Source organism: Pseudoalteromonas sp. MMG007, assembly GCF_018100985.1.
Taxonomy (GTDB): Bacteria; Pseudomonadota; Gammaproteobacteria; order Enterobacterales; family Alteromonadaceae; genus Pseudoalteromonas.
In genome coordinates, this window is sequence record NZ_JAGJEI010000004.1 from 240696 (window position 1) to 260409 (window position 19714).

Consider the following 19714-nt stretch of genomic DNA (forward strand, 5'->3'; position numbering starts at 1 on the left):
CTAGTTTAAGTTACAGGCTTCAAGGCCTGATAAACGCATGCGTACTTCAAGCTCTGGTAATGCGCGAGGCTTTACGCCTTCAAGCCCTTTGGCAAATGCACGAATATGTGCAGGCGTTGTACCACAGCAACCACCCACAATATTTATAAAGCCCGACTTGCCCCAATCTATAATCTCGACAGCCATATCGCCCGCTTCTAGGTCGTACTCACCAAACTCATTTGGTAAACCGGCATTGGGGTGCACTGAGGTAAATGTTTCACATACGCGCGAAAGCTCTTCTACATATTGACGAAGTAAATCAGGCCCTAGGGCGCAGTTAAGGCCAATCGAAATAGGCTTAATATGGCGAATAGAATTATAAAACGCCTCGGTTGTTTGCCCCGAAAGCGTACGGCCTGACGCATCGGTAATAGTGCCTGAGATCATTACAGGTAATGTGCGCCCGGCTTGCTCAAAGGCTTCTTCTACTGCGAATGAGGCTGCTTTTGCATTTAGGGTGTCGAATATGGTTTCAATAAGTATTAAATCAGCGCCGCCTTCCATTAATGCAAGAGTAGACTCTACATACGCAGTCACCAACTTATCAAACGTTACGTTACGGTAGCCTGGGTCGTTTACATCTGGCGAAATAGAACAGGTTTTAGATGTTGGCCCTAACACACCCGCTACATAGCGTGGTTTTTCTGGATTTTTAGCGGTGAACTCATCACATATAGCGCGTGCGAGTTTAGCTGACTCTAAGTTTACCTCACGGCTTATGCTGGCCATGTCGTAATCTTCCATCGAAATGGTGGTTGAGTTAAAAGTATTGGTTTCAATAATATCCGCACCGGCGGCTAAAAAGCTACGGTGTATGTCGGCAATTAATTTAGGCTTGGTAAGGCTTAGTAAATCGTTATTGCCTTTTATTAGCACGTGCCAGTCTTTAAAGCGCTCACCTCGGTAATCTTCTTCTTCAAGCTTGTGAGTTTGGATCATAGTGCCCATTGCACCATCTAAAATTAAAATACGCTGTTTTAGCGCAGCGCTTAATTCGCTTTGCTTATTATTGGTAGGCACATTATTCGGCATAGTTGTTAGTCCTCACATCTTGGCTAACTAAATTAATATCATAAGGTGTGGTTTGGTACACGTAGTAATTTAACCAGTTCGAAAAAAGCAAAAAGGCATGGCTTTGCCACGTTTTTGACGGCTTTTTACTTGCATCGTTATCTGGAAAATAGTTTTCGGGTTTTGGCGCATCAGGACTTTTTTGTAAATCGCGTTCGTATTCTGCTTTTAGTGTGTCGGCATCGTATTCTGGGTGGCCGGTTATAAACACTTGGCTGCCCGACTTATTTTTCATTAAGTATGCGCCTACTTTTTCAGAGCCTGCCAATACGACTATATCGTCGCAGGCATTAATTTTATTTATATCAATGTGGCCATAACGTGAGTGCGGCACTAAAAAGGTGTCGTCGAAGCCACGCGTAAGCGCCCCATGGTCAAAGTAACATTGGTGAGTAAACACGCCACAGAGTTTATCTTCTTTTAAATCACGCTTTAAATTGTAACGATGATACAGCGCTGCATGCGCCGCCCAGCACGAAAATAACGTAGAGGTAACGTGCTGCTCTGCCCAATCAATAATCACTTTTAGCTCGTCCCAGTAGGCTACATCGTCGTATTCTAGGTGTGCTAGTGGTGCGCCAGTGACTAATAGAGCATCGTAGTTATTGTCTTTCACTTCAGAAAAGTAGCGATAAAAAGTATCTAGGTGCTCTTCAGAGTTGCTACTACTGCGGTGCGTATCTAGGCGCAATAGCTCTACATTTACTTGCAAAGGCGAATTTGCAAGCAAACGAATAAACTGTACTTCGGTTTCTACTTTATTAGGCATTAAATTTAAAATAGCCAAACGCATTGGACGTATTTCTTGCGTTTTTGCACGACTTTTTGGCATTACAAACACGTTTTCTTCACGTAAACGGGCAATCGCCGGTAGTTCGTCTTTAACTGTAATTGGCATCTTTTAAGCTCCTGCTCATAAAAACCGAGAATTAATACGCTCTCATTATGAACAGAATGCCAAAAATATCAACCTCTAGATGTATAGATGTCTAAATGAAATTTATTCATGATTTCACACTCTACTTACTAAGGTGCTTTAGTGCTTTAAAACCCGCCATTCGTTGACTGTTTAACCCCTCAACAACTACAATACAACATTGAAATTTTTATTATTATTTGAAGGCTTTCCTCCATGGTTTTACCTGATAAGTTTATTTTCTCGATGAGTCGAGTATCTAAAGTTGTGCCACCTAAACGCACAATTTTAAAAGATATTTCGTTGCACTTTTTCCCGGGTGCTAAAATTGGTGTGCTTGGTTTAAATGGCTCTGGTAAATCGTCATTACTACGTATTATGGCGGGTGTTGATGAAGAGTTTGAAGGTGAAGCCCGCCCTCAACCAGGTACCAAGATTGGTTACTTACCGCAAGAGCCAGTGCTGGACGAAAGCAAAACAGTTCGCGAAATTGTTGAAGAAGCCGTTGGCGAAGTTAAGCACGCCCTTAACCGCCTTGACGAAGTGTACAACGAGTACGCAATGGAAGACGCTGACTTTGACGCACTTGCTAAAGAGCAAGGTGAGCTTGAAGCAATCATTCAAGCGCACGATGGCCACAACATCGATAACGTTTTAGAACGCGCAGCAGATGCACTTCGCCTACCAGAATGGGATGCTAAAATCGAGCACCTTTCAGGTGGTGAGCGTCGTCGTGTTGCTATTTGTCGATTGTTACTTGAAAAGCCAGATATGCTTATTCTTGATGAGCCTACTAACCACTTAGATGCTGAGTCGGTCGCATGGCTTGAGCGCTTTTTACATGATTACGAAGGCACTGTTGTGGCAGTAACGCATGACCGTTACTTCCTTGATAATGTAGCTGGCTGGATATTAGAGCTTGACCGTGGTGAAGGTATTCCGTGGGAAGGTAACTACTCTTCTTGGCTTGAACAAAAAGATGCACGTTTACAGCAAGAGCAAAAATCTGAAAAAGCACGCCAAAAATCAATTGCGCAAGAGCTTGAGTGGGTGCGCTCAAATCCTAAAGGTCGCCAAGCTAAGTCTAAAGCGCGTATGGCACAGTTTAGCGAGCTACAACAATCTGATTATCAAAAGCGTAACGAAACTAACGAGTTGTTTATTCCACCTGGCCCGCGTTTAGGCGACCAAGTGCTTGAAGTTAGCAATATTCGTAAGAGCTTTGGCGATCGCGTACTTATTGACGATTTAAGCTTTAGTATGCCAAAAGGCGCTATTGTGGGCATTATTGGTGCCAATGGTGCAGGTAAATCTACACTATTTAAAATGCTAAGCGGTGAAGAGCAGCCAGACAGCGGTGATATTAGCATTGGTGAAACAGTAGAATTAGCAACAGTTGATCAGTTCCGTGGCAATATGGACGAAAGCAAAACAGTATTTGAAGAAATATCTGATGGTCAAGATGTGCTAAAAATTGGTAACTTTGAGTTCCCAAGCCGTGCATACGTTAGCCGCTTTAACTTTAAAGGTAACGATCAGCAAAAGTTTGTAAAAGACTTATCGGGTGGTGAGCGTAACCGTTTACACCTTGCTAAACTTTTAAAAGCAGGTGGTAACGTGGTGTTACTGGATGAGCCAACCAATGATCTAGACGTTGAAACACTGCGAGCGCTTGAGAACGCTATTTTAGAGTTCCCAGGCTGTGTAATGTGTATATCGCATGACCGTTGGTTCCTTGACCGTATTGCAACGCATATTTTAGATTACCGCGACGAAGGCCAAATTAACTTCTTCGATGGCAACTACACTGAATACGAAGAGTGGCTTAAAAAGACCTTAGGCGCAGAAGCTGCACAACCTAAGCGTATTAAGTACAAAAAAATTGGTTAATCGATATCGATATCAATATTACAAGCCCTGCATTTATGCGGGGCTTTTTTATGTCATTTTTTATCCGTTTGGCTTATTTCCCGCTATGCTTGATTTATATAATAACTATAAGGATAAATTAAGCTATGCAAAATCGTCGTCAGTTTTCTCGCGTATTGTTTTCAACCTCAGCACTACTTGAGTTTGGTAACCATAAATACCCGTGTAAGTTACTTGATGTTTCGCTTCATGGTGCGCTAATTACAAAGTGCGACGCCTTTAACGGCACTAAAAATAGTGAAGCAACGCTACGTTTTAACCTTGAACAAAGCGATATAGAAATAAAAATGGACGTAGTAATGTGCCATATAGAAGAGGATCATATTGGCTTAAAGTGTCACCATATTGATATAGATAGCATCACGTATTTAAAGCGCTTAGTAGAGCTAAATTTAGCTGATGATGAGCTACTGCATCGTGAACTTGCATTACTTATTCATGAGCCACAATAGACTCAAATACATAAGTTGATTACCATAGCGCAAACTTTATAAACTGTGTAGTTATGCGCTTAAATCCACATTTACCTTTGGTATATCATTCTAATTACTCATTTAACTTTGATCCTAAACATCGTTTTGTGATGAGTAAATTTGCGCAATTATACAAACATGTAGCAGATCTAGGCTTAATTGGCCCTAACCTAATAGCGCCTGCACTTGGCACCCCAAAGCCACTAGAACTTGTCCACTGTGAAAACTACATTCAGGATTTATGGCATAACCGCTTAGACGAAAAAGCCATGCGCCGCATTGGCCTACCTTGGTCAAAAGAATTAATGAACCGAACATTCACCGCTCCCCAAGGTACTTTACGTACTGCTCGCTTAGCATTAGAGCATGGTTTGGCGTGCCACTTGGCTGGGGGCACTCACCATGCACATAGCGATTTTGGCTCAGGTTTTTGTATGGTGAATGACTTAGCCTTTACCGCACAAACGTTAATACAAAGCGGTGAAGTGACCAACGTGCTCATTTTTGATTTAGACGTACATCAAGGCGATGGCACCGCTGCAATGCTTGCGCATCAGCCCTATGCGTATACCTGCTCTATACATTGCGAAAAAAACTTCCCGTTTAGAAAATCCCCCAGTGATTTAGATATTGGCCTTGCTAATAATATGCAAGACGCTGAATACTTAGGCATTGTTGACGACACCCTACAGTTTTTATTAAAAGAGCTAAACCCCGATTTAGTCCTATACGATGCAGGTGTAGATATTTGGCAAGACGATGGCTTAGGTAAGCTAGATATAACGTGGGAAGGTATTAAAAAGCGTGACCATTTAGTATTTAAGCGCTGCCTTGAACACAACACCCCCGTAGCCAGTGTTATTGGCGGTGGTTACGACAGAAACCATGAACGTTTAGCACAGCGCCACGGTATTGTAATTGAGCAAGCCGCCCGTTTTTAGTTATATTTTTAATTTACTTGGTGTAATGCCAGTCCAACGCTTAAAAGCGCGGCGAAAATTGGGGATATCATAAAATGCTAAGCGCATCGCTACTTGTTCATTACCTTGCTGACAAACCCCCAGTAAATGCAGAGCTTTGAGTTTATTTTGCTCATCTTGTAATTGCGAATAACTCACACCGTGTTGTTTTAACTTACGTTTAAACGTAGCTGGGCTCATTGCAAAATATTGAGCACTATTGGCAAGGCTGTTGTTTTTACCGTAATAAATACGCTTACAAACCACTTCAACAAAAGAAACCGGAGACTTTAGATGCTGCTGGCTTTGTGCCAAACATTGTTGCCAACGTAATTTACTGGCTTGAGGGTTAGCGTATTTGAGGAGCTGCTTGTCAAAGTGCCAGCGAGTAAACGGTTGCTCAAACCGTACCCGTAAACCTAAATGTTGCTCATATTCTTGAATATGCCTTGGTCGTTTGCAGGTAAAGTCAAAATAACAGTGCGGATAGTGATTGCTAACTCTTTTGAGTAAACTCATAAACGCAGCGCTGTAAATTTCAAAGCAATAATTTTTTAATGAATCGTCCATACCAACACTTGGCTGCAAGTACAGATAAAAATCATCGTGAAAAATATGCTGGCGAGTAAAAAATAAAGGCGCAAGCGTGGCGCGAATTAGGTGCAACTGTTTTAAAGACTCACCTAGCGTAGGGCTGAGCTGAACACTTTGCATTGCAGGACTAAAGCCATTAACTAATTGATGACCAAGTAAAAAGCCACTATCGTTACTTTTCATTAAGGTTTTAAATTGGCTAATTAATGCCAGTAGCTGCGATACACTAAAACGCTGTGATAAATTATACAAATCTTGCTCAAAAATACCCGTACCATGCAGCAACTTATGCAACGAGATTTCACGCCCTTGTGCAAGCTCCACCAGCGCAGTGATGATACCTTCAGCGCTGATGTATTTATCCTCTAGACTAATATACTGCTGCACCTACGAGCGCCTTTTGTTGTTGTAATTGTTGATGTAACTCGCTGGTTTGTTGTACAGGGTCTTGCGCTAAATCCATTGCCATTGTGGCGGTTAAAATATGCTGAAACTGCGCGCCTTTGCTTTTTGCGACTTTAAACGCACAATGATTAAGGGCTGCTTTCATTTGCGCTAACAACTCTTTTGCTTGGCTTTGACTGGTACCCGGCATAAGCACAATAAAGCAGTCACCCGCATAGCGGCATAACACATCATTCAAACGGCAATTCATTACTAATAAATCACTGATTTCTCGCAGTAACCTATCGCCTTCACTAAAACCAAACTGAGCATTAAACTTTGCAAAATCTCGAATATCAATAACCCCCAAAGTGGCGACTTGTTGCTCACTTTGGCGTTGCTGTATTAACGAATGTAAATAGTTAACTCGGTATAACCCTGTTACAGGGCAGACTTTTTCATGCTCTCTTAAATGCGCTTCACGCCGACGTAATTGACGGTTTAAAACAAACTGCTCTTGGTGCCAATAATAAAGCCCAACACTGGTTAACGACATACCAAACGGTGCTGGTAACGATTCAAACCAAGTGAGCCATAATTGCGAAGGTTGCTTTAACCACTCATCAAGTAAATCAAGCGTGGCTGAAAACATAAACAAGCCTAAGCCAAGTACCAACAGCGTCGTTACTTTGCCTGGCGGGCGGGAAATTAATAATGCGATAATCCAGCTAAGGGTCATCAGTACAATTCCACCTTCACCGACAATATCGAGCCACGCAATTTCTTGCCATTGTTTAAGTTCACCAAAGTATGCACATATTGCAACGGCAATGACCAAGAACAAAATAATCGTATTGGTTAATTTTACATGACTGGTAAATGGGTTATATCGCATGATATTGAATCTTCTTAAGCTTGGTTTGATCCATATGCTAGCGCGGGATCATTTTATACGTCAGGGTCATTTTGGCTCATTGATATGACATTCAGATTAAAGTTTATAAATAAATTATCTCGCAACAGCCATTATTAGTGACTTGTAGCGCTGTTTTAAAAACTCAAACGAAGAGTCTAAAGCCGATAAATTAAGGATTTATCGTAGATTAACTTTAAAACTGTCACATTAGCGTCATTAACTTTTTTTAGTTTGCTCACCAAACCAAGGACAACCGGAGCAAATCAATGAAAAAATTTAAACTAAATGCTGTTGTAGCGGCATTAGCACTGAGCCAGTTTAGTGTCAGCGTGAATGCACAAGAGCAAACATCGCCAAGAGAGCCTGAAGTAAAAGTTTCTGAAGAGCTTGTTGTATATGGTGAAATTGGTTATCGCAACCGCTCGCAAGAATTAGCCCCAACACTTGAATATTCACAAGAATATTTTCAACGTTTTGAACCTCTCACAGCGGGCGATGCATTAAAGCGTGTTCCCAGTGTTACTTTTTTATCAGACGTACTTGAGTCTGACGGGGCACGCATGCGTGGCTTAAGCCCTGCTTACACAAAAGTACTTATCAATGGCGAAGAAGTGCCAGGTGCTGGCGCTGACCGCTCATTCTTTGTTGACCGTATTCCAGCGGAATTAATTGAGCGTGTAGAAATTATTCGCTCATCAAGTGCCAACCGCTCTGCCGATGCAATTGCCGGTACACTTAACATTGTACTTCGCGATGGCTATAGCCTAGATGGCGGTTACATTCGTGCCGGTGGTCTGCGTTATGATGATGGTGAAATTAAAGAGAGCTTTGCGGGCGTTTACGGTACTGAGTTTGCCGGTGGCCGTTTACTATTAGGCGCAAATTTACAAGGTCGTTATAACCCAAAACAAAAATCAAGCATCCGTTATGGCGATAGCCCTGAAAATAACCCTAATTACGCAACCGATGATTTTGACAACCGTGAGGATCAATCTGATACCCGAGATGGTGATGACACATCACTAAATGCCAGCTTTGAAAAAGTATTTGATAATGGCGGCAAATTTGATATTAGCGCCATGTGGGTTGATACCGACCGTACCGAAGACGAACGCTCTTTTGAGTATGACGACGCAACGGCCACGTCAGGATCGGTTGTAGAAGGCGGTAACTTACTTTCAGATAACGCGAACGTTTCGTTTATTGATCAAACCAACTACAACATTAACTCAGGTTATGAATTACCGTTATTAGGCGGTACCAGCAAGTTCAAAGTAGGCTATGCAAGTTTTGAAGAGTCCGTTTACGAGCAAGAAGTTGAACTTGATACATCCGAACTACCCATGGTTTTTGAAGAAGCAGAAGAAACCGTTGATATTGATGATAAAGAATGGTCATTACAATGGCAGCACAGTTTACTAGTCGGTGATTCAAAAGAAATTCAGTTTGGTGCTTTTGTACAAGGTAAAGAACGTGACACCGCAATTTTTGAAGCTGAAGATGAGAGTGAGCAAACACTCACAGGCTGGGATCAATTTAACCAGACACCTATGTCACTCGCTGTATTCAATAACGAATTTGAAGCTGTTGACGGTGGCGTAAATACCCTCGAAGAAGACCGCCTTGATTTATTTGCACTCATTAAACATGAAGCTGATGTGTTTTCATGGGAGATGGGCGTACGTTGGGAGTCAACAGATTCTAGTATTACCGATACCAATGAAAGCGTAACGGCACAGAACGACTATGACTTTTTCTTACCATCAGCTCACTTTCGTTACAGTGTAAGTGATAATGGTCGGGTGAGTGCCTCTGTTGCACGTAGCTTACGTCGTCCTGACTTTGACTACATGACACCTGCCCTACTTGAAGAAGAGCTTGCCGATAATGACTTTTTAGGTAACCCAAACCTTAAACCAGAATCATCTTGGGGTATCGATTTAGGCTACGAATACCGTTTAGGGAAAAGTGGCGTTGTCGGGGTAAACGTATTTTATCGTGATGTTAGCGACCTCATTGAAATTGCCAGCACAGGCGTTGAAGGCTCAGAAGGTGAAGGCACATTTGTACTGCAACCTCAAAATACCGGCGATGGCACAGTTCAAGGTATTGAATTTGATTTATCAACGCCGCTTAACGCATTGAACATGCCTAACACAGGTATATTTTTAAACTACTCATGGCTCGATAGTGAAGTTGAAGACAGCTTTGGCAAACGTAAATTTAACGACCAATCAGATTATGTTTACAACGTAGGTTTCATTCAAGATTTACCAGAACTTCGTGCGTCATTTGGTGCAACATACCGTAACCAAGGCGATGCATACGGACGTTTTGTGGGTGAAGAAGTAACGACTTCTTATGGCGCTGACTTGGAGCTATTCGTTGAAAAGCGCTGGGATGACGTAACTCTTCGCCTAGTTGGTTCAAACTTACTTGATGCCAGTAAAGATGAGGTATTTAACAAGTTTGACTCACTTGATGACCAAAACAATCGTGACTTTGATGAGTACGAACTGGAATCTGAAGAAGCAGGTCCTGTGGTTCAACTAATGTTGCGCTACGCATTTTAATAGCAGGCATCATCATATTAGGCACGTAATCGCTTGCTATTACGTGCCTTTTGGAGTTAGAACATGTTTAAATTGTCTTTCATAATGGCCACCCTACTGAGCTCATCAGCGCTCAGTGCTGTCGAGCCTGTTATTTATAAAGATGCGCTTTATCAACAGCAAAAAATTGCTAATCTAGATACACTACCCGATAGCCTTAACTTTATGGTCATTGGTGACTGGGGACACAACGGCCATTTTTATCAAAAAGAAGTGGCCCACCAGCTAGAAATAGCCATGTATCAAACCGATGCAGATTTTATTATCTCAACGGGTGATAACTTTTACCCAAACGGAGTGGTAAGTGTAAACGATCCGCTATGGCAATCAGCCTATGAAGATATTTACCACGGCCCGCACACATTTAAAGATTGGTACGTTGTTTTGGGTAATCACGATTACCTAGGTAATGCTCAAGCCCAAATTGACTACACAAATAAAAGTCAGCGCTGGCAATTACCAGCAAGGTATTACAGCAAAACGTTTGTGCTTGAGAGCAACGAGCCAGTGTTGATGGTATTGTTAGATACCAACCCAATTCAACCTGAATATAAAACCCGCGACAAATACCGTTCAACTCAAGGGCAAGGTTATAAAACCCAGCTTAACTGGCTTGAAACTCAACTTGCGGGTAGTGACGCAAAATGGAAGATTGTGGTTGACCATCACCCGCTTTATTCAAGTGGTAAACGCTTTGGTCGCAACCAAGGTCTTCGCGATATTTTAGAACCCATAATGGAGCGTCATAACGTGCAAGCTTATATCGCTGGGCACGAGCACGACTTGCAATACAACCAACCTGAAAATAGCAATATTGCTCACTTTGTCTCTGGTGGAGGCAGTGAAGCACGCTTTGTGAAACAGCGTGAGTTTACCCGCTATGCAGAAGCAACCCCAGGCTTTTTAAGTGTATCAATCAATGGTGAAACACTCAAAGTTAGCGCTATCAACCATTTGGGTGAAGTACGTTTTAGCACTGAAAAGCATATTGGAAAGTAAAGGATAAAAAATGAAATTTAAACTAAATACAATCTCAACAGTGCTATCAAGCGCACTTCTTTTAACTGTACTCAACGGGTGTAGCAACCATAAAGAAGCCGTTCAAAACGAAGCGCTCTTAGCAACAGGTTCTATCAAGGTAACGCCGTTTGGCCCACAACAAAATATGCAAGGGTCACAAGCGGCTGCTCTTGGTAATAATCAATGGGTAGTAGCAAGTGAAAGCCAAGGTTTATTACTTAGCGATAGAAAACAAAGCAGTGTGTTGTTGGCTGGTAACTTCGAGTCAATTTCACTGAAAAAAATATCGGCGCAGCACTTCATACTCGCAAGTATTGATAACAATCAAGACAATGTCGTTATTTTTAATCTAATCAACAATGTATCATCTTGGCAGCTAGAAGAGCTCACTCGCATTAGCCCACCTCAAGCCCAACCAGATGCCGTCTGTTTATTTAAAAACGATAATAATGCAACTGTATCAGCGCTTGTGCCGGATGTTCGAGGCCTGATCAGCGAAACTGTTATTTATGATTTAGCAACGAACCAAGCTAAAAATATCGCAGTACGTGAGTTCTCAGCAGTCACTGAGGCTTCAGGCTGCGCAGTTAATGACGAAACAAAAACCTTGTATGTGGGCGAAGCTGAACTCGGCGTTTGGGCTATCAATGCTGATGCTGAATCAGATGCCAATAAACAGCCTGTTGCTTTAGTAGAGCCGTACGGTGAATTAAAAACTGAAATCGGGGCTTTATCAGTATCACAAGACGGTACTTTATGGCTCAGTGCCACTGATAGCAATATGGTTTATGCCTATAATGCCCAAACAGAAAAACTAAGCAAATGGTCACTAAGTGGCGAATTAGCAATTGAATCAGTTGCAGCGAATTTGATTAATGATAATCAAGCACAGCTTGTTTTAATAGATGATGAAACGGGCGCATATATCGAAGCAAACGTTAACTACAGTGCACAGCCTGCGCCTTCAATAAATAAAGTTGCCATGACGCATATTCATGCCAATGCACAAACAACACCTGTTGCAGCATTTGGTGATGCAGCTGATGATCCGGCTATTTGGATCAACGAGCAAGACGCTAAAAACAGCTTAATATTGGGCACAGATAAACGCCGTGGGTTAATGATCTATGACCTTGAGGGTAACAAAGTACAGTCGCTAGATATTGGCCGTTTAAATAATGTTGATGTACGTCAACATCAAAGTATAAACAACCAAACCCATACTTGGATCACGGCCAGTAACCGGACACTTAACAGTATTAGCGTGTTTACTGTCGATAGCGAGAACAAAGTAAACCATGTAACAGAAGTAGCCACAAACCTAGCCGAAATTTACGGCATGTGTATGTATTCATCTGATTCTGGTAATTATGTGTTCGTGAATGATAAGTCAGGTTTATTTCAACAATATAAACTAACAGGTAATAAAGCGAACTTAAGCGGCGAGTTAGTCAGAGAGTTTACCCTGCCAAGCCAACCTGAAGGCTGTAGTGCTGATGATAAGCGCGGCCAGTTATTTGCCGGCGAAGAAGATCAAGGTATTTGGTATATCGGCGCTGAACCCAGTGCTGGTAACAAAGCGCTCATGCTACAAGGTGTAAATGAGCAACTTGTGGCAGATGTTGAAGGCATGGAAATTTATCATGCTGGTGATACCCGCTATTTAGTCGTATCAAGCCAAGGTGATAATAGCTATGTGCTTTATAAAATCTCCGATGATACACAGCCTAACCTAAGCTTTGCAGGTAAGTTTAATGTAACTGCTAATCTAGATAAAGGGATTGATGGCGCAGGTGAAACGGATGGTTTAACCGTAACATCCGCTGCTTTACCTGGTTACCCTGAAGGCATACTTGTAGTACAAGATGGTTATAATCGTATGCCGCTACAACCGCAAAACTTTAAAATTATTGACTGGCGTGAAGTTAAAAAAGCGATTGAGTAAAATACTTCCACCTTTAAACGCTATAAGGCTCTTAAGAGCCTTTTACTATGTGTATTTAAATAAACCTATTAAATTTAGAGTTATTAAAGCTATATACTACAATTTAAGCTGATAAATTAATTGAGGTTATTATGCGTTTATTACTTACTTTTTTGATCATTACTATAAGCGGATACGCTTTTGCTGAGGAAGACGCAGTAGAATTGCCACCACTTAACCCTAAATACAATGCTGAACACGCTATGGCTTTAGTTAACAAAGGGTCGGGGATTTATGCGCTTAATTTACCAAGTTATAAACTGCCGCATGATGTACAAGTAGTTTATAGAATCAAAAACCCAAACGTTGCTTTTTTAGAGTTTGTACGCAACGCTGAGCTTATAACCTTAAAGCCCCAGCCTTTTAATATTCAACGTTTAATGCGCGGTGAAGAAATAACAATTACCGCAGATGTATTTGAAGGCGATTACAGAAAAGATGGCTCTTTAATTTATTCAAATATTGCAATAGAAATGAGTAAACAGCTTTATGCACGACAATTAAAAGACTTACCAGAGCCAACTCAATGGCAAGAATACGACATGATTGATTTAGGCAGCACTGAACGTATTTATATTCATAAGATTGAGCAAGCCCCTAGTTATAATCACTTAATTTTTGTTGATTTAGTGAATGCGTGCATGCAAAAATTTAGATCGTTTAAACTTATTCCTACACAAAATGAGCTTACTTATAAATTTATAAACTGCGGCACATTAAAGCCATTATTTTATGATGCTGAGAGCTTTAAAAAGTAAGGCTTATAAACGAAAAAAAGGCTCTTTCGAGCCTTTGGATTAACTTTGGAAAGGTAAATTAATTAAGCTATATAAGTGCAAATAGTTGTGGTGCTGCACTGTGGTAGTCAACTGCCATGGCAATACTTAAAGCTGTAATATTAACAATTGAAAAGGCAAACACTTGGCGAGCCCAGCCTGTTAAATCAATATTACGACGATAACCACGAAGCGCCATTAACAGCCACCAAAAGCTGGTAATACACGCCACAGCCATAAACGCTGCACCCGTGTAGCCACTTATTGGTAATAGCATGACGACTAAAGCGTACACAGCAATATAAAGTACAATATGGCGCTTGGCTTTATCTATGCCTTGTGCAACGGGTAGTACAGGAATACCTGCTGCCTGGTAATCTTTAAAGCGAAAAATAGCAATGGCATATGAGTGCGGCATTTGCCACAAGCTAAACATAACCAGCAGTATTAATGCGCCCATATCGAACTGCCCTGTTACGGCGCAGTAACCCACCACGGGTGGTACAGCGCCAGAAAGGCTCCCTACAAATGTGCCATAAACAGAGTTGCGTTTCATGTAGAGGCTATAAACCCCGACATAAATTACATAGCCAAACGCTGCAAAAAATACCGCGGCTTGAGTGGTGTAAACAATGAGTAAACCAAAACCTACAACACCCAACAAAACACCATGACTCAGTGCAGAAAAGGCCGACATTTCGCCTGTTACTGTAACCCGCGTACGAGTACGTGCCATGGCTACATCTATATCTCTATCAATAACATTGTTGATAGCACAGCCTGATGCAACCACAAGCGACAAACCAATTAAAGTAGCAATCATTAACCAAGGATCTACATCGCCTCGTGAGGCAAGTAAAAACCCACCTGCAACGCTAATAAGATTACCCATAATAATGCCAGGCTTAGTCACTGATAAATAACGACGAAACATTTTAAACTCCTAGTACATCATCATTGCGTTAGATTCGTAAATAATCCAAACAGATAGCCCAACAACCATTACGATGATCAGGGCACTGAATAGGAATGAGAACGTACTTGCACGGCCATCTTCTGTCGTAAAATTAAGATGTAAAAAGTATTTCAAATGCACCCAAATTTGTACAATAGCTAAAGTAACAATGCTCCAAAGCGTAGTTACTTTAGAAAAGTCGCCTTCCATAACCATGTAAAACGGTATGGCGGTTAAAATTATTGATAGCACAAAGCCTATTAAGTAAGTTTTAACGCTGCCATGAGATTCATCATGGTGCTCACTTTGCATTTGCTTTAACGCATGTGTTTCGCTGTGGCTCATTACATTGCTCCCATTAAATAAACAACGGTAAATACACAAATCCAAACAATGTCTAAGAAGTGCCAAAATAGGCTTAGGCAGCTTAAGCGCGTTACGGTTGGTTTACCTAAACCACGTTTAGCCACTTCTATCATCATGATTGTCATCCAAATTAAACCCGCCGTTACATGTAAACCATGTAGGCCAACTAACGAGAAGAACGACGTTAAAAAGGCACTTTGTTGTGGGCCATTACCATGCACAATCAGGTGATGAAACTCGTATATTTCCATGCCGATAAATGCAGCACCTAAACAAAAGGTAATAAATAACCAAGTAAGTGTTAATGCCTTTTTTTGCCCTTGAGCAGCAATCATGGCAAAGCCAAAGGTAATACTACTAATAAGTAGCGCAGCGGTTTCTACTGCAACAAAGTCGAGTTCAAAAATATCTTTACCCGATACACCACCGGCAGTGTTCATAAACAGCACTGCGTAGGTGGCAAAAAACGAGGCAAATAATAGACAATCGGTCATTAGGTATAACCAAAAGCCAAATATCGTATCGCCCGAGGTGTCGTGATGATCATGCGCGTGGGCATGATCATCGTGCGATACAGAGTCTAAATTTGCAGATTCTAGATTTGCAGAAAGTGTACTCACGCGTTTAGCTCCTTATTTCCACTTGAATTATACGCAGCTTCAGTGCGTGCAATTTCATCTGGCTGTATGTAGTAATCAACATCATTGGTGTAACAACGCTTAATAAATATGGCAATTGCGCCTACTAGCCCAACAACAGCTAACCACCAAATATGCCAGATCATGGCAAAACAAAATGCCGTTAGGCTGGCTGCCATAAATACACCCGCAGAGGTATTTTTAGGCATATGAATTGGGCTATAACTTGCTTTTGTTTGATAAGCTTGGCCTTTTTCTTTTGCTTCGGTCCATGCATCAATGTCATCAACGTGAGGAATAGTTGCAAAGTTATACACTTGTGGAGGTGAGCTAGTTGCCCACTCTAGTGTATGGCCGTTCCACGGATCGCCAGTTGTATCGTCAAGTGCTTCACGGTCTCTAAAGCTTACAAATAGTTGAATTGCTTGACTGATAATACCAAACATAATAATTACAGCACCGCCTGCGGCAATGTATAACCAAATGTTCCAATCTGGGTTATTGGTGTGGTTTAAACGACGTGTCATACCTAAGAAACCAAGTACATACAACGGCATAAATGCGACGAAGAAACCGATAATCCAACACCAAAATGATGCTTTACCCCATTTTTCGTTAAGCTTAAAGCCCATTGCTTTAGGGAACCAAAATACAAAACCAGCAAGGTAGCCAAATACTGCGCCACCAATAATAGTGTTATGAAAATGCGCAATTAAGAATAAGCTGTTATGCAATACGTAATCGGCACCCGGGATCGCAAGTAATACCCCGGTCATACCGCCTACAGTAAAGGTAATCATAAAACCAAGCGTCCAAAGCACCGGAACGCTAATACGTAAACGGCCTCGGTAAATGGTAAATAACCAGTTAAATAACTTAACCCCAGTGGGTACGGCAATAACCATGGTCATTACCCCAAAGAACGCATTAACGTTTGCACTAGACCCCATAGTGAAAAAGTGATGTAGCCAAACAATAAAACCTAAAATTGAGATAGCACCGCTGGCATAAACCATCGACTTGTAACCAAATAAGCGCTTACCAGCAAACGTAGAGATAATTTCAGAAAAAATACCAAAAGCAGGTAGTACTAAAATATAAACCTCAGGATGACCCCAAGCCCAAAACAGGTTGATGTACATCATGGCGTTGCCGCCCGCTGCATTGGTAAAAAAGTGAAAATCAAGGTAGCGGTCAAGCGTAAGCATGGCCAGCACAGCAGTTAATATTGGGAAAGAGGCTGCAATTAAGATATTTGCCCACGTACATGCCCATGTAAAAATTGGCATTTTCATTAGGGTCATACCTGGAGCACGCATTTTAAATACAGTCACTAAAAAGTTTACTGCCGTTAAAAGCGTACCGAGCCCGGATATTTGTAGCGCCCAGATATAATAATCGACCCCCACCCCAGGGCTAAAGGTCAGCTCCGAAAGCGGCGGATAAGCCACCCAACCTGTTTTTGCAAACTCACCAAATACAAGCGATAAATTAATTAAGATAGCGCCGCTGGCGGTAAACCAAAAACTTAAATTATTTAGAAATGGGAATGCAACATCACGTGCACCAATTTGTAGAGGCAACACAATGTTCATTAAACCAATCATAAATGGCATTGCCATAAATATGATCATAATTACGCCATGGGCGGTAAATATTTGGTCGTAATGCTCTGGAGGCAAATAACCTGGCGCACCACTGGTAGCAAGTGCTAACTGCGCACGCATCATTATGGCATCAGAAAAACCACGAAACAGCATTATTAACGCTAAAAGAATATACATCACGCCTAAGCGTTTGTGATCGACAGACGTGATCCAATCGCGCCAAAGCACGCCCCATTTTTTATACTTTGTAATAAGCCCGGCAATAATAAGCCCAGCTATCGCAATAACCGACATCGTGAACACAAGAATTGGCTCATGAAATGGAATTGCGTCGAGTGAAAGATTACCTAAAAACGACATTATTATTCCTCGCCTTGGCTGTGAGATGAAGGCATTGAGTGCTCAGCCATTTCATGATGCTTTTTGCTCATTTGCCCATGTTCGCCCATTGCATGGTGCTTTTTATTCATATCGCCATGCGCCTGCATATACTTCATAACAATGGTATGAAATAAGCCGTCATCAACTTTACCGTAATAAGCAACTGGATTATTTTCGCTTGCTTTTGCAAGCTCTACATAATTTGCATGAGTTAGGTTATTAGCATTAGCTTTAACGCTGGTTACCCACTTATCAAAATCTGCTTGGGTAGGAGTAGCAATGGCATTAAATTTCATGCCGGTAAAACCTGCGCCACTGTAATTGGCTGAAAACCCTTTAAAAGTACCTGGTTCGTTTGCAATTAAGTGAAGCTTGGTTTCCATGCCAGCCATTGAGTATATTTGGCTGCCAAGCTGAGGAATAAAAAACGAATTCATTGTGCTTTCTGACGTGATTTTATATTCAACAGGTACATTAGCTGGGAATACCAATTCGTTTACCGTAGCAATACCTTGCTCTGGGTAAATAAATAACCATTTCCAATTTAATGACACTACTTCAACAGTTAGATGCTCACCTTTACCTTCAATCGGCTTGTAAGGGTCTAGCTCTTGAGTAGACTCCCAGGTAATAACACCTAAGATAATCACAATAACAATAGGAACAGCCCAAACTGCGGCTTCAATTTTATTTGAATGAGCCCATTTTGGCGCATAAATTTCTTGGTTTTGAGTATCTCTGTATTTCCAAGCGAAATACAAAGTCATCACAATAACGGGAACGACTACAAGCAACATAAGCACGGTTGCGATGATGATTAAGTTTTTCTCATCAATGCCTATTTGCCCTTTTGGATCGAGTATCCCGCCTTTACAGCCTGACAACGCCAGCACTGTACTAGCTAAAGCAATATTACAAAGGTTACGAATTAACAAGGGAGTATCCTACAAACCTAGAGTTTTAATTTGCTGCTTAAATGAAAACTAAAGCAACGATTTTTCAATAAAAACCCAAGTTAACTAGAATTAAATTATAAAAATAAGGGGGCTATTCAAAAGTTAAAGCTCATGCCAATTATGACCTAGCAACAAACCCAGCTTTCTAAACGCATTTATATAACGTAATAAAAGTTAACTTGGGTGAGTGTTGGTTGGCTGAATGTGTTTAAAACACAGAGCTACTTTGTATACGCTAACCTTAATTATTTACAGCAAGAACAAATAATTAAAACCAGCTACAAGATGCAGCCTTACAGACAACCTGTAAAGCTAGGTGGAGCACGACAACCATGTGAAGAGATCACAGGTTGCTGAACTTTAGCCTCGCCAAAAGCAAAGGCTGCTTTACGGAGGATTATTCCAGCACGACGCGCTGGAAAAATATGGAACAATAACCAACAAAGGCCGATTAGTAACTGACTTGATATGATCGGATGAGCTAAAAATTGCGCAACACTAAGTAACAGTGGCTCTACAATAAACCCATCACTTAATAGCGCTTCAAGCTTGAAGGCATCCTCTAGTGCACCGCTTAGCAACATTACAGTATTAAACACTAATAACGTTATAGCTACACACACGCCCTTGCCTGCTTTATTCAAGCGCACATACGTCTGCGGCTCGCCAGAGGCAAGTTCCGTATTTGTATGTTGCAAAGAAAGTGTGTTCAAAGACATTAACCTACTAAAATGACTATAACGAAATTAGAGTTGTACAGTTTGCAATGGAAAAACTTAAAAGACATTGCAGTTGTAAGCCCTAAAACCGGGTGCTAAATACAATCAAATCCGCCTAGCACAAATTGATCTAGTGAAAATTGATCCGTATCAATCAAACTTTCAAAACTTACTGAAAGTTCGAATGTGAGTATAACAAAGAGAATATTCTGTTCAACTAAAAAACATAATTTTTGAGTTAAGTTTTAGAAGCTATTTTGTTAATAACAAATAACACAATAAAAGCAAAGACTTAACTTGATAATATTTAATATTTAAGAGGTTTTAGGAGTAGAGATAAGAAATTAATGGAATTAAAAATAAAGTGGTATAAATAAAAACAGCCCAAAATCAGTCACCACCGAAATTGAGCCGCC

The 19714-nt window shown here is 41.2% G+C and carries 17 protein-coding genes; 7 read left to right on the forward strand and 10 right to left on the reverse strand.

Annotation, left to right across the window (positions count from 1 at the left end; genetic code table 11):
- Together J8L71_RS08060 and metA are read right to left on the reverse strand one after the other, a co-directional pair.
- On the reverse strand, positions 1-1074 hold the full coding sequence (locus tag J8L71_RS08060) for a homocysteine S-methyltransferase family protein (RefSeq protein WP_211000079.1): 1074 nt from the start codon (positions 1072-1074) through the stop codon (positions 1-3).
- Positions 1064-2011, reverse strand: coding sequence for a homoserine O-succinyltransferase (gene metA / locus J8L71_RS08065; RefSeq protein WP_089347005.1), 948 nt, complete (start codon positions 2009-2011; stop codon positions 1064-1066). The genes J8L71_RS08060 and metA overlap by 11 nt, the downstream gene beginning before the upstream one ends.
- Before the next feature lie 234 nt (positions 2012-2245).
- Between metA and ettA the strand changes: the two genes are divergently transcribed.
- The 3 genes from ettA to J8L71_RS08080 all read left to right on the forward strand — a co-directional run bounded on the left by ettA (position 2246) and on the right by J8L71_RS08080 (position 5372).
- A complete protein-coding gene (gene ettA, locus J8L71_RS08070) occupies positions 2246-3919 on the forward strand; it encodes an energy-dependent translational throttle protein EttA (protein WP_058547286.1) in 1674 nt (557 codons plus the stop codon).
- Between the two features lie 125 nt (positions 3920-4044).
- Positions 4045-4410, forward strand: coding sequence for a PilZ domain-containing protein (locus J8L71_RS08075; RefSeq protein ID WP_211000080.1), 366 nt, complete (start codon positions 4045-4047; stop codon positions 4408-4410).
- A 53-nt stretch (positions 4411-4463) separates the two neighbouring features.
- The gene (locus J8L71_RS08080; RefSeq protein ID WP_211000081.1) at positions 4464-5372 is read left to right on the forward strand and encodes a histone deacetylase; all 909 of its coding nucleotides are present in this window, start codon (positions 4464-4466) and stop codon (positions 5370-5372) included.
- Here the strand turns inward: J8L71_RS08080 and J8L71_RS08085 are convergent, their stop codons facing one another.
- Positions 5373-6371, reverse strand: a complete 999-nt coding sequence (locus tag J8L71_RS08085; protein ID WP_211000082.1) for an AraC family transcriptional regulator ligand-binding domain-containing protein — start codon at positions 6369-6371, stop codon at positions 5373-5375.
- Complete coding sequence (locus J8L71_RS08090) at positions 6355-7263, reverse strand: GGDEF domain-containing protein (RefSeq protein WP_211000083.1); 909 nt, start codon at positions 7261-7263, stop codon at positions 6355-6357. The genes J8L71_RS08085 and J8L71_RS08090 overlap by 17 nt, the downstream gene beginning before the upstream one ends.
- A 287-nt stretch (positions 7264-7550) precedes the next feature.
- On the opposite strand from J8L71_RS08090, the gene J8L71_RS08095 reads away from it, so the two are divergent.
- From J8L71_RS08095 to J8L71_RS08110, 4 genes are all read left to right on the forward strand, one after another.
- On the forward strand, positions 7551-9857 hold the full coding sequence (locus J8L71_RS08095; RefSeq protein WP_211000084.1) for a TonB-dependent receptor: 2307 nt from the start codon (positions 7551-7553) through the stop codon (positions 9855-9857).
- A 63-nt stretch (positions 9858-9920) separates the two neighbouring features.
- On the forward strand, positions 9921-10895 hold the full coding sequence (locus J8L71_RS08100; protein WP_211000085.1) for a metallophosphoesterase: 975 nt from the start codon (positions 9921-9923) through the stop codon (positions 10893-10895).
- Between the two features lie 10 nt (positions 10896-10905).
- Complete coding sequence (locus J8L71_RS08105) at positions 10906-12861, forward strand: phytase (RefSeq protein ID WP_211000086.1); 1956 nt, start codon at positions 10906-10908, stop codon at positions 12859-12861.
- Between the two features lie 131 nt (positions 12862-12992).
- Positions 12993-13658 (forward strand): hypothetical protein, encoded by a 666-nt coding sequence (locus J8L71_RS08110; RefSeq protein ID WP_211000087.1) that lies wholly within the window; start codon positions 12993-12995, stop codon positions 13656-13658.
- A gap of 67 nt (positions 13659-13725) precedes the next feature.
- Here the strand turns inward: J8L71_RS08110 and cyoE are convergent, their stop codons facing one another.
- The 6 genes from cyoE to J8L71_RS08140 all read right to left on the reverse strand — a co-directional run bounded on the left by cyoE (position 13726) and on the right by J8L71_RS08140 (position 19292).
- Positions 13726-14610: a heme o synthase gene (gene cyoE / locus J8L71_RS08115; RefSeq protein WP_211000088.1), complete on the reverse strand. Its 885-nt coding sequence runs from the start codon at positions 14608-14610 to the stop codon at positions 13726-13728.
- A gap of 9 nt (positions 14611-14619) precedes the next feature.
- A complete protein-coding gene (cyoD, locus tag J8L71_RS08120) occupies positions 14620-14976 on the reverse strand; it encodes a cytochrome o ubiquinol oxidase subunit IV (RefSeq protein WP_138540625.1) in 357 nt (118 codons plus the stop codon).
- Positions 14976-15617, reverse strand: a complete 642-nt coding sequence (gene cyoC, locus J8L71_RS08125) for a cytochrome o ubiquinol oxidase subunit III (protein WP_089346998.1) — start codon at positions 15615-15617, stop codon at positions 14976-14978. The genes cyoD and cyoC overlap by 1 nt, the downstream gene beginning before the upstream one ends.
- On the reverse strand, positions 15614-17602 hold the full coding sequence (gene cyoB, locus J8L71_RS08130; protein WP_211000089.1) for a cytochrome o ubiquinol oxidase subunit I: 1989 nt from the start codon (positions 17600-17602) through the stop codon (positions 15614-15616). Before cyoB ends, cyoC begins: the two co-directional genes overlap by 4 nt.
- Before the next feature lie 2 nt (positions 17603-17604).
- Complete coding sequence (gene cyoA / locus J8L71_RS08135) at positions 17605-18558, reverse strand: ubiquinol oxidase subunit II (RefSeq protein WP_211000090.1); 954 nt, start codon at positions 18556-18558, stop codon at positions 17605-17607.
- A 314-nt stretch (positions 18559-18872) separates the two neighbouring features.
- The gene (locus J8L71_RS08140; protein WP_211000099.1) at positions 18873-19292 is read right to left on the reverse strand and encodes a hypothetical protein; all 420 of its coding nucleotides are present in this window, start codon (positions 19290-19292) and stop codon (positions 18873-18875) included.
- Positions 19293-19714 lie beyond the last annotated feature (422 nt).

What these genes read in the sequence shown, in the direction of transcription:
- ettA (WP_058547286.1), top strand. Translation starts at nt 2,246, where the DNA reads ATGGTTTTACCTGATAAGTTTATTTTCTCGATGAGTCGAGTATCTAAA.
- J8L71_RS08105 (WP_211000086.1), top strand. Translation starts at nt 10,906, where the DNA reads ATGAAATTTAAACTAAATACAATCTCAACAGTGCTATCAAGCGCACTT.
- metA (WP_089347005.1), bottom strand. Translation starts at nt 2,011, where the DNA reads ATGCCAATTACAGTTAAAGACGAACTACCGGCGATTGCCCGTTTACGT.
- cyoB (WP_211000089.1), bottom strand. Translation starts at nt 17,602, where the DNA reads ATGTCGTTTTTAGGTAATCTTTCACTCGACGCAATTCCATTTCATGAG.
- cyoD (WP_138540625.1), bottom strand. Translation starts at nt 14,976, where the DNA reads ATGAGCCACAGCGAAACACATGCGTTAAAGCAAATGCAAAGTGAGCAC.
- cyoE (WP_211000088.1), bottom strand. Translation starts at nt 14,610, where the DNA reads ATGTTTCGTCGTTATTTATCAGTGACTAAGCCTGGCATTATTATGGGT.
- J8L71_RS08100 (WP_211000085.1), top strand. Translation starts at nt 9,921, where the DNA reads ATGTTTAAATTGTCTTTCATAATGGCCACCCTACTGAGCTCATCAGCG.
- J8L71_RS08095 (WP_211000084.1), top strand. Translation starts at nt 7,551, where the DNA reads ATGAAAAAATTTAAACTAAATGCTGTTGTAGCGGCATTAGCACTGAGC.
- J8L71_RS08110 (WP_211000087.1), top strand. Translation starts at nt 12,993, where the DNA reads ATGCGTTTATTACTTACTTTTTTGATCATTACTATAAGCGGATACGCT.
- J8L71_RS08080 (WP_211000081.1), top strand. Translation starts at nt 4,464, where the DNA reads ATGCGCTTAAATCCACATTTACCTTTGGTATATCATTCTAATTACTCA.
- J8L71_RS08090 (WP_211000083.1), bottom strand. Translation starts at nt 7,263, where the DNA reads ATGCGATATAACCCATTTACCAGTCATGTAAAATTAACCAATACGATT.
- J8L71_RS08075 (WP_211000080.1), top strand. Translation starts at nt 4,045, where the DNA reads ATGCAAAATCGTCGTCAGTTTTCTCGCGTATTGTTTTCAACCTCAGCA.
- J8L71_RS08060 (WP_211000079.1), bottom strand. Translation starts at nt 1,074, where the DNA reads ATGCCGAATAATGTGCCTACCAATAATAAGCAAAGCGAATTAAGCGCT.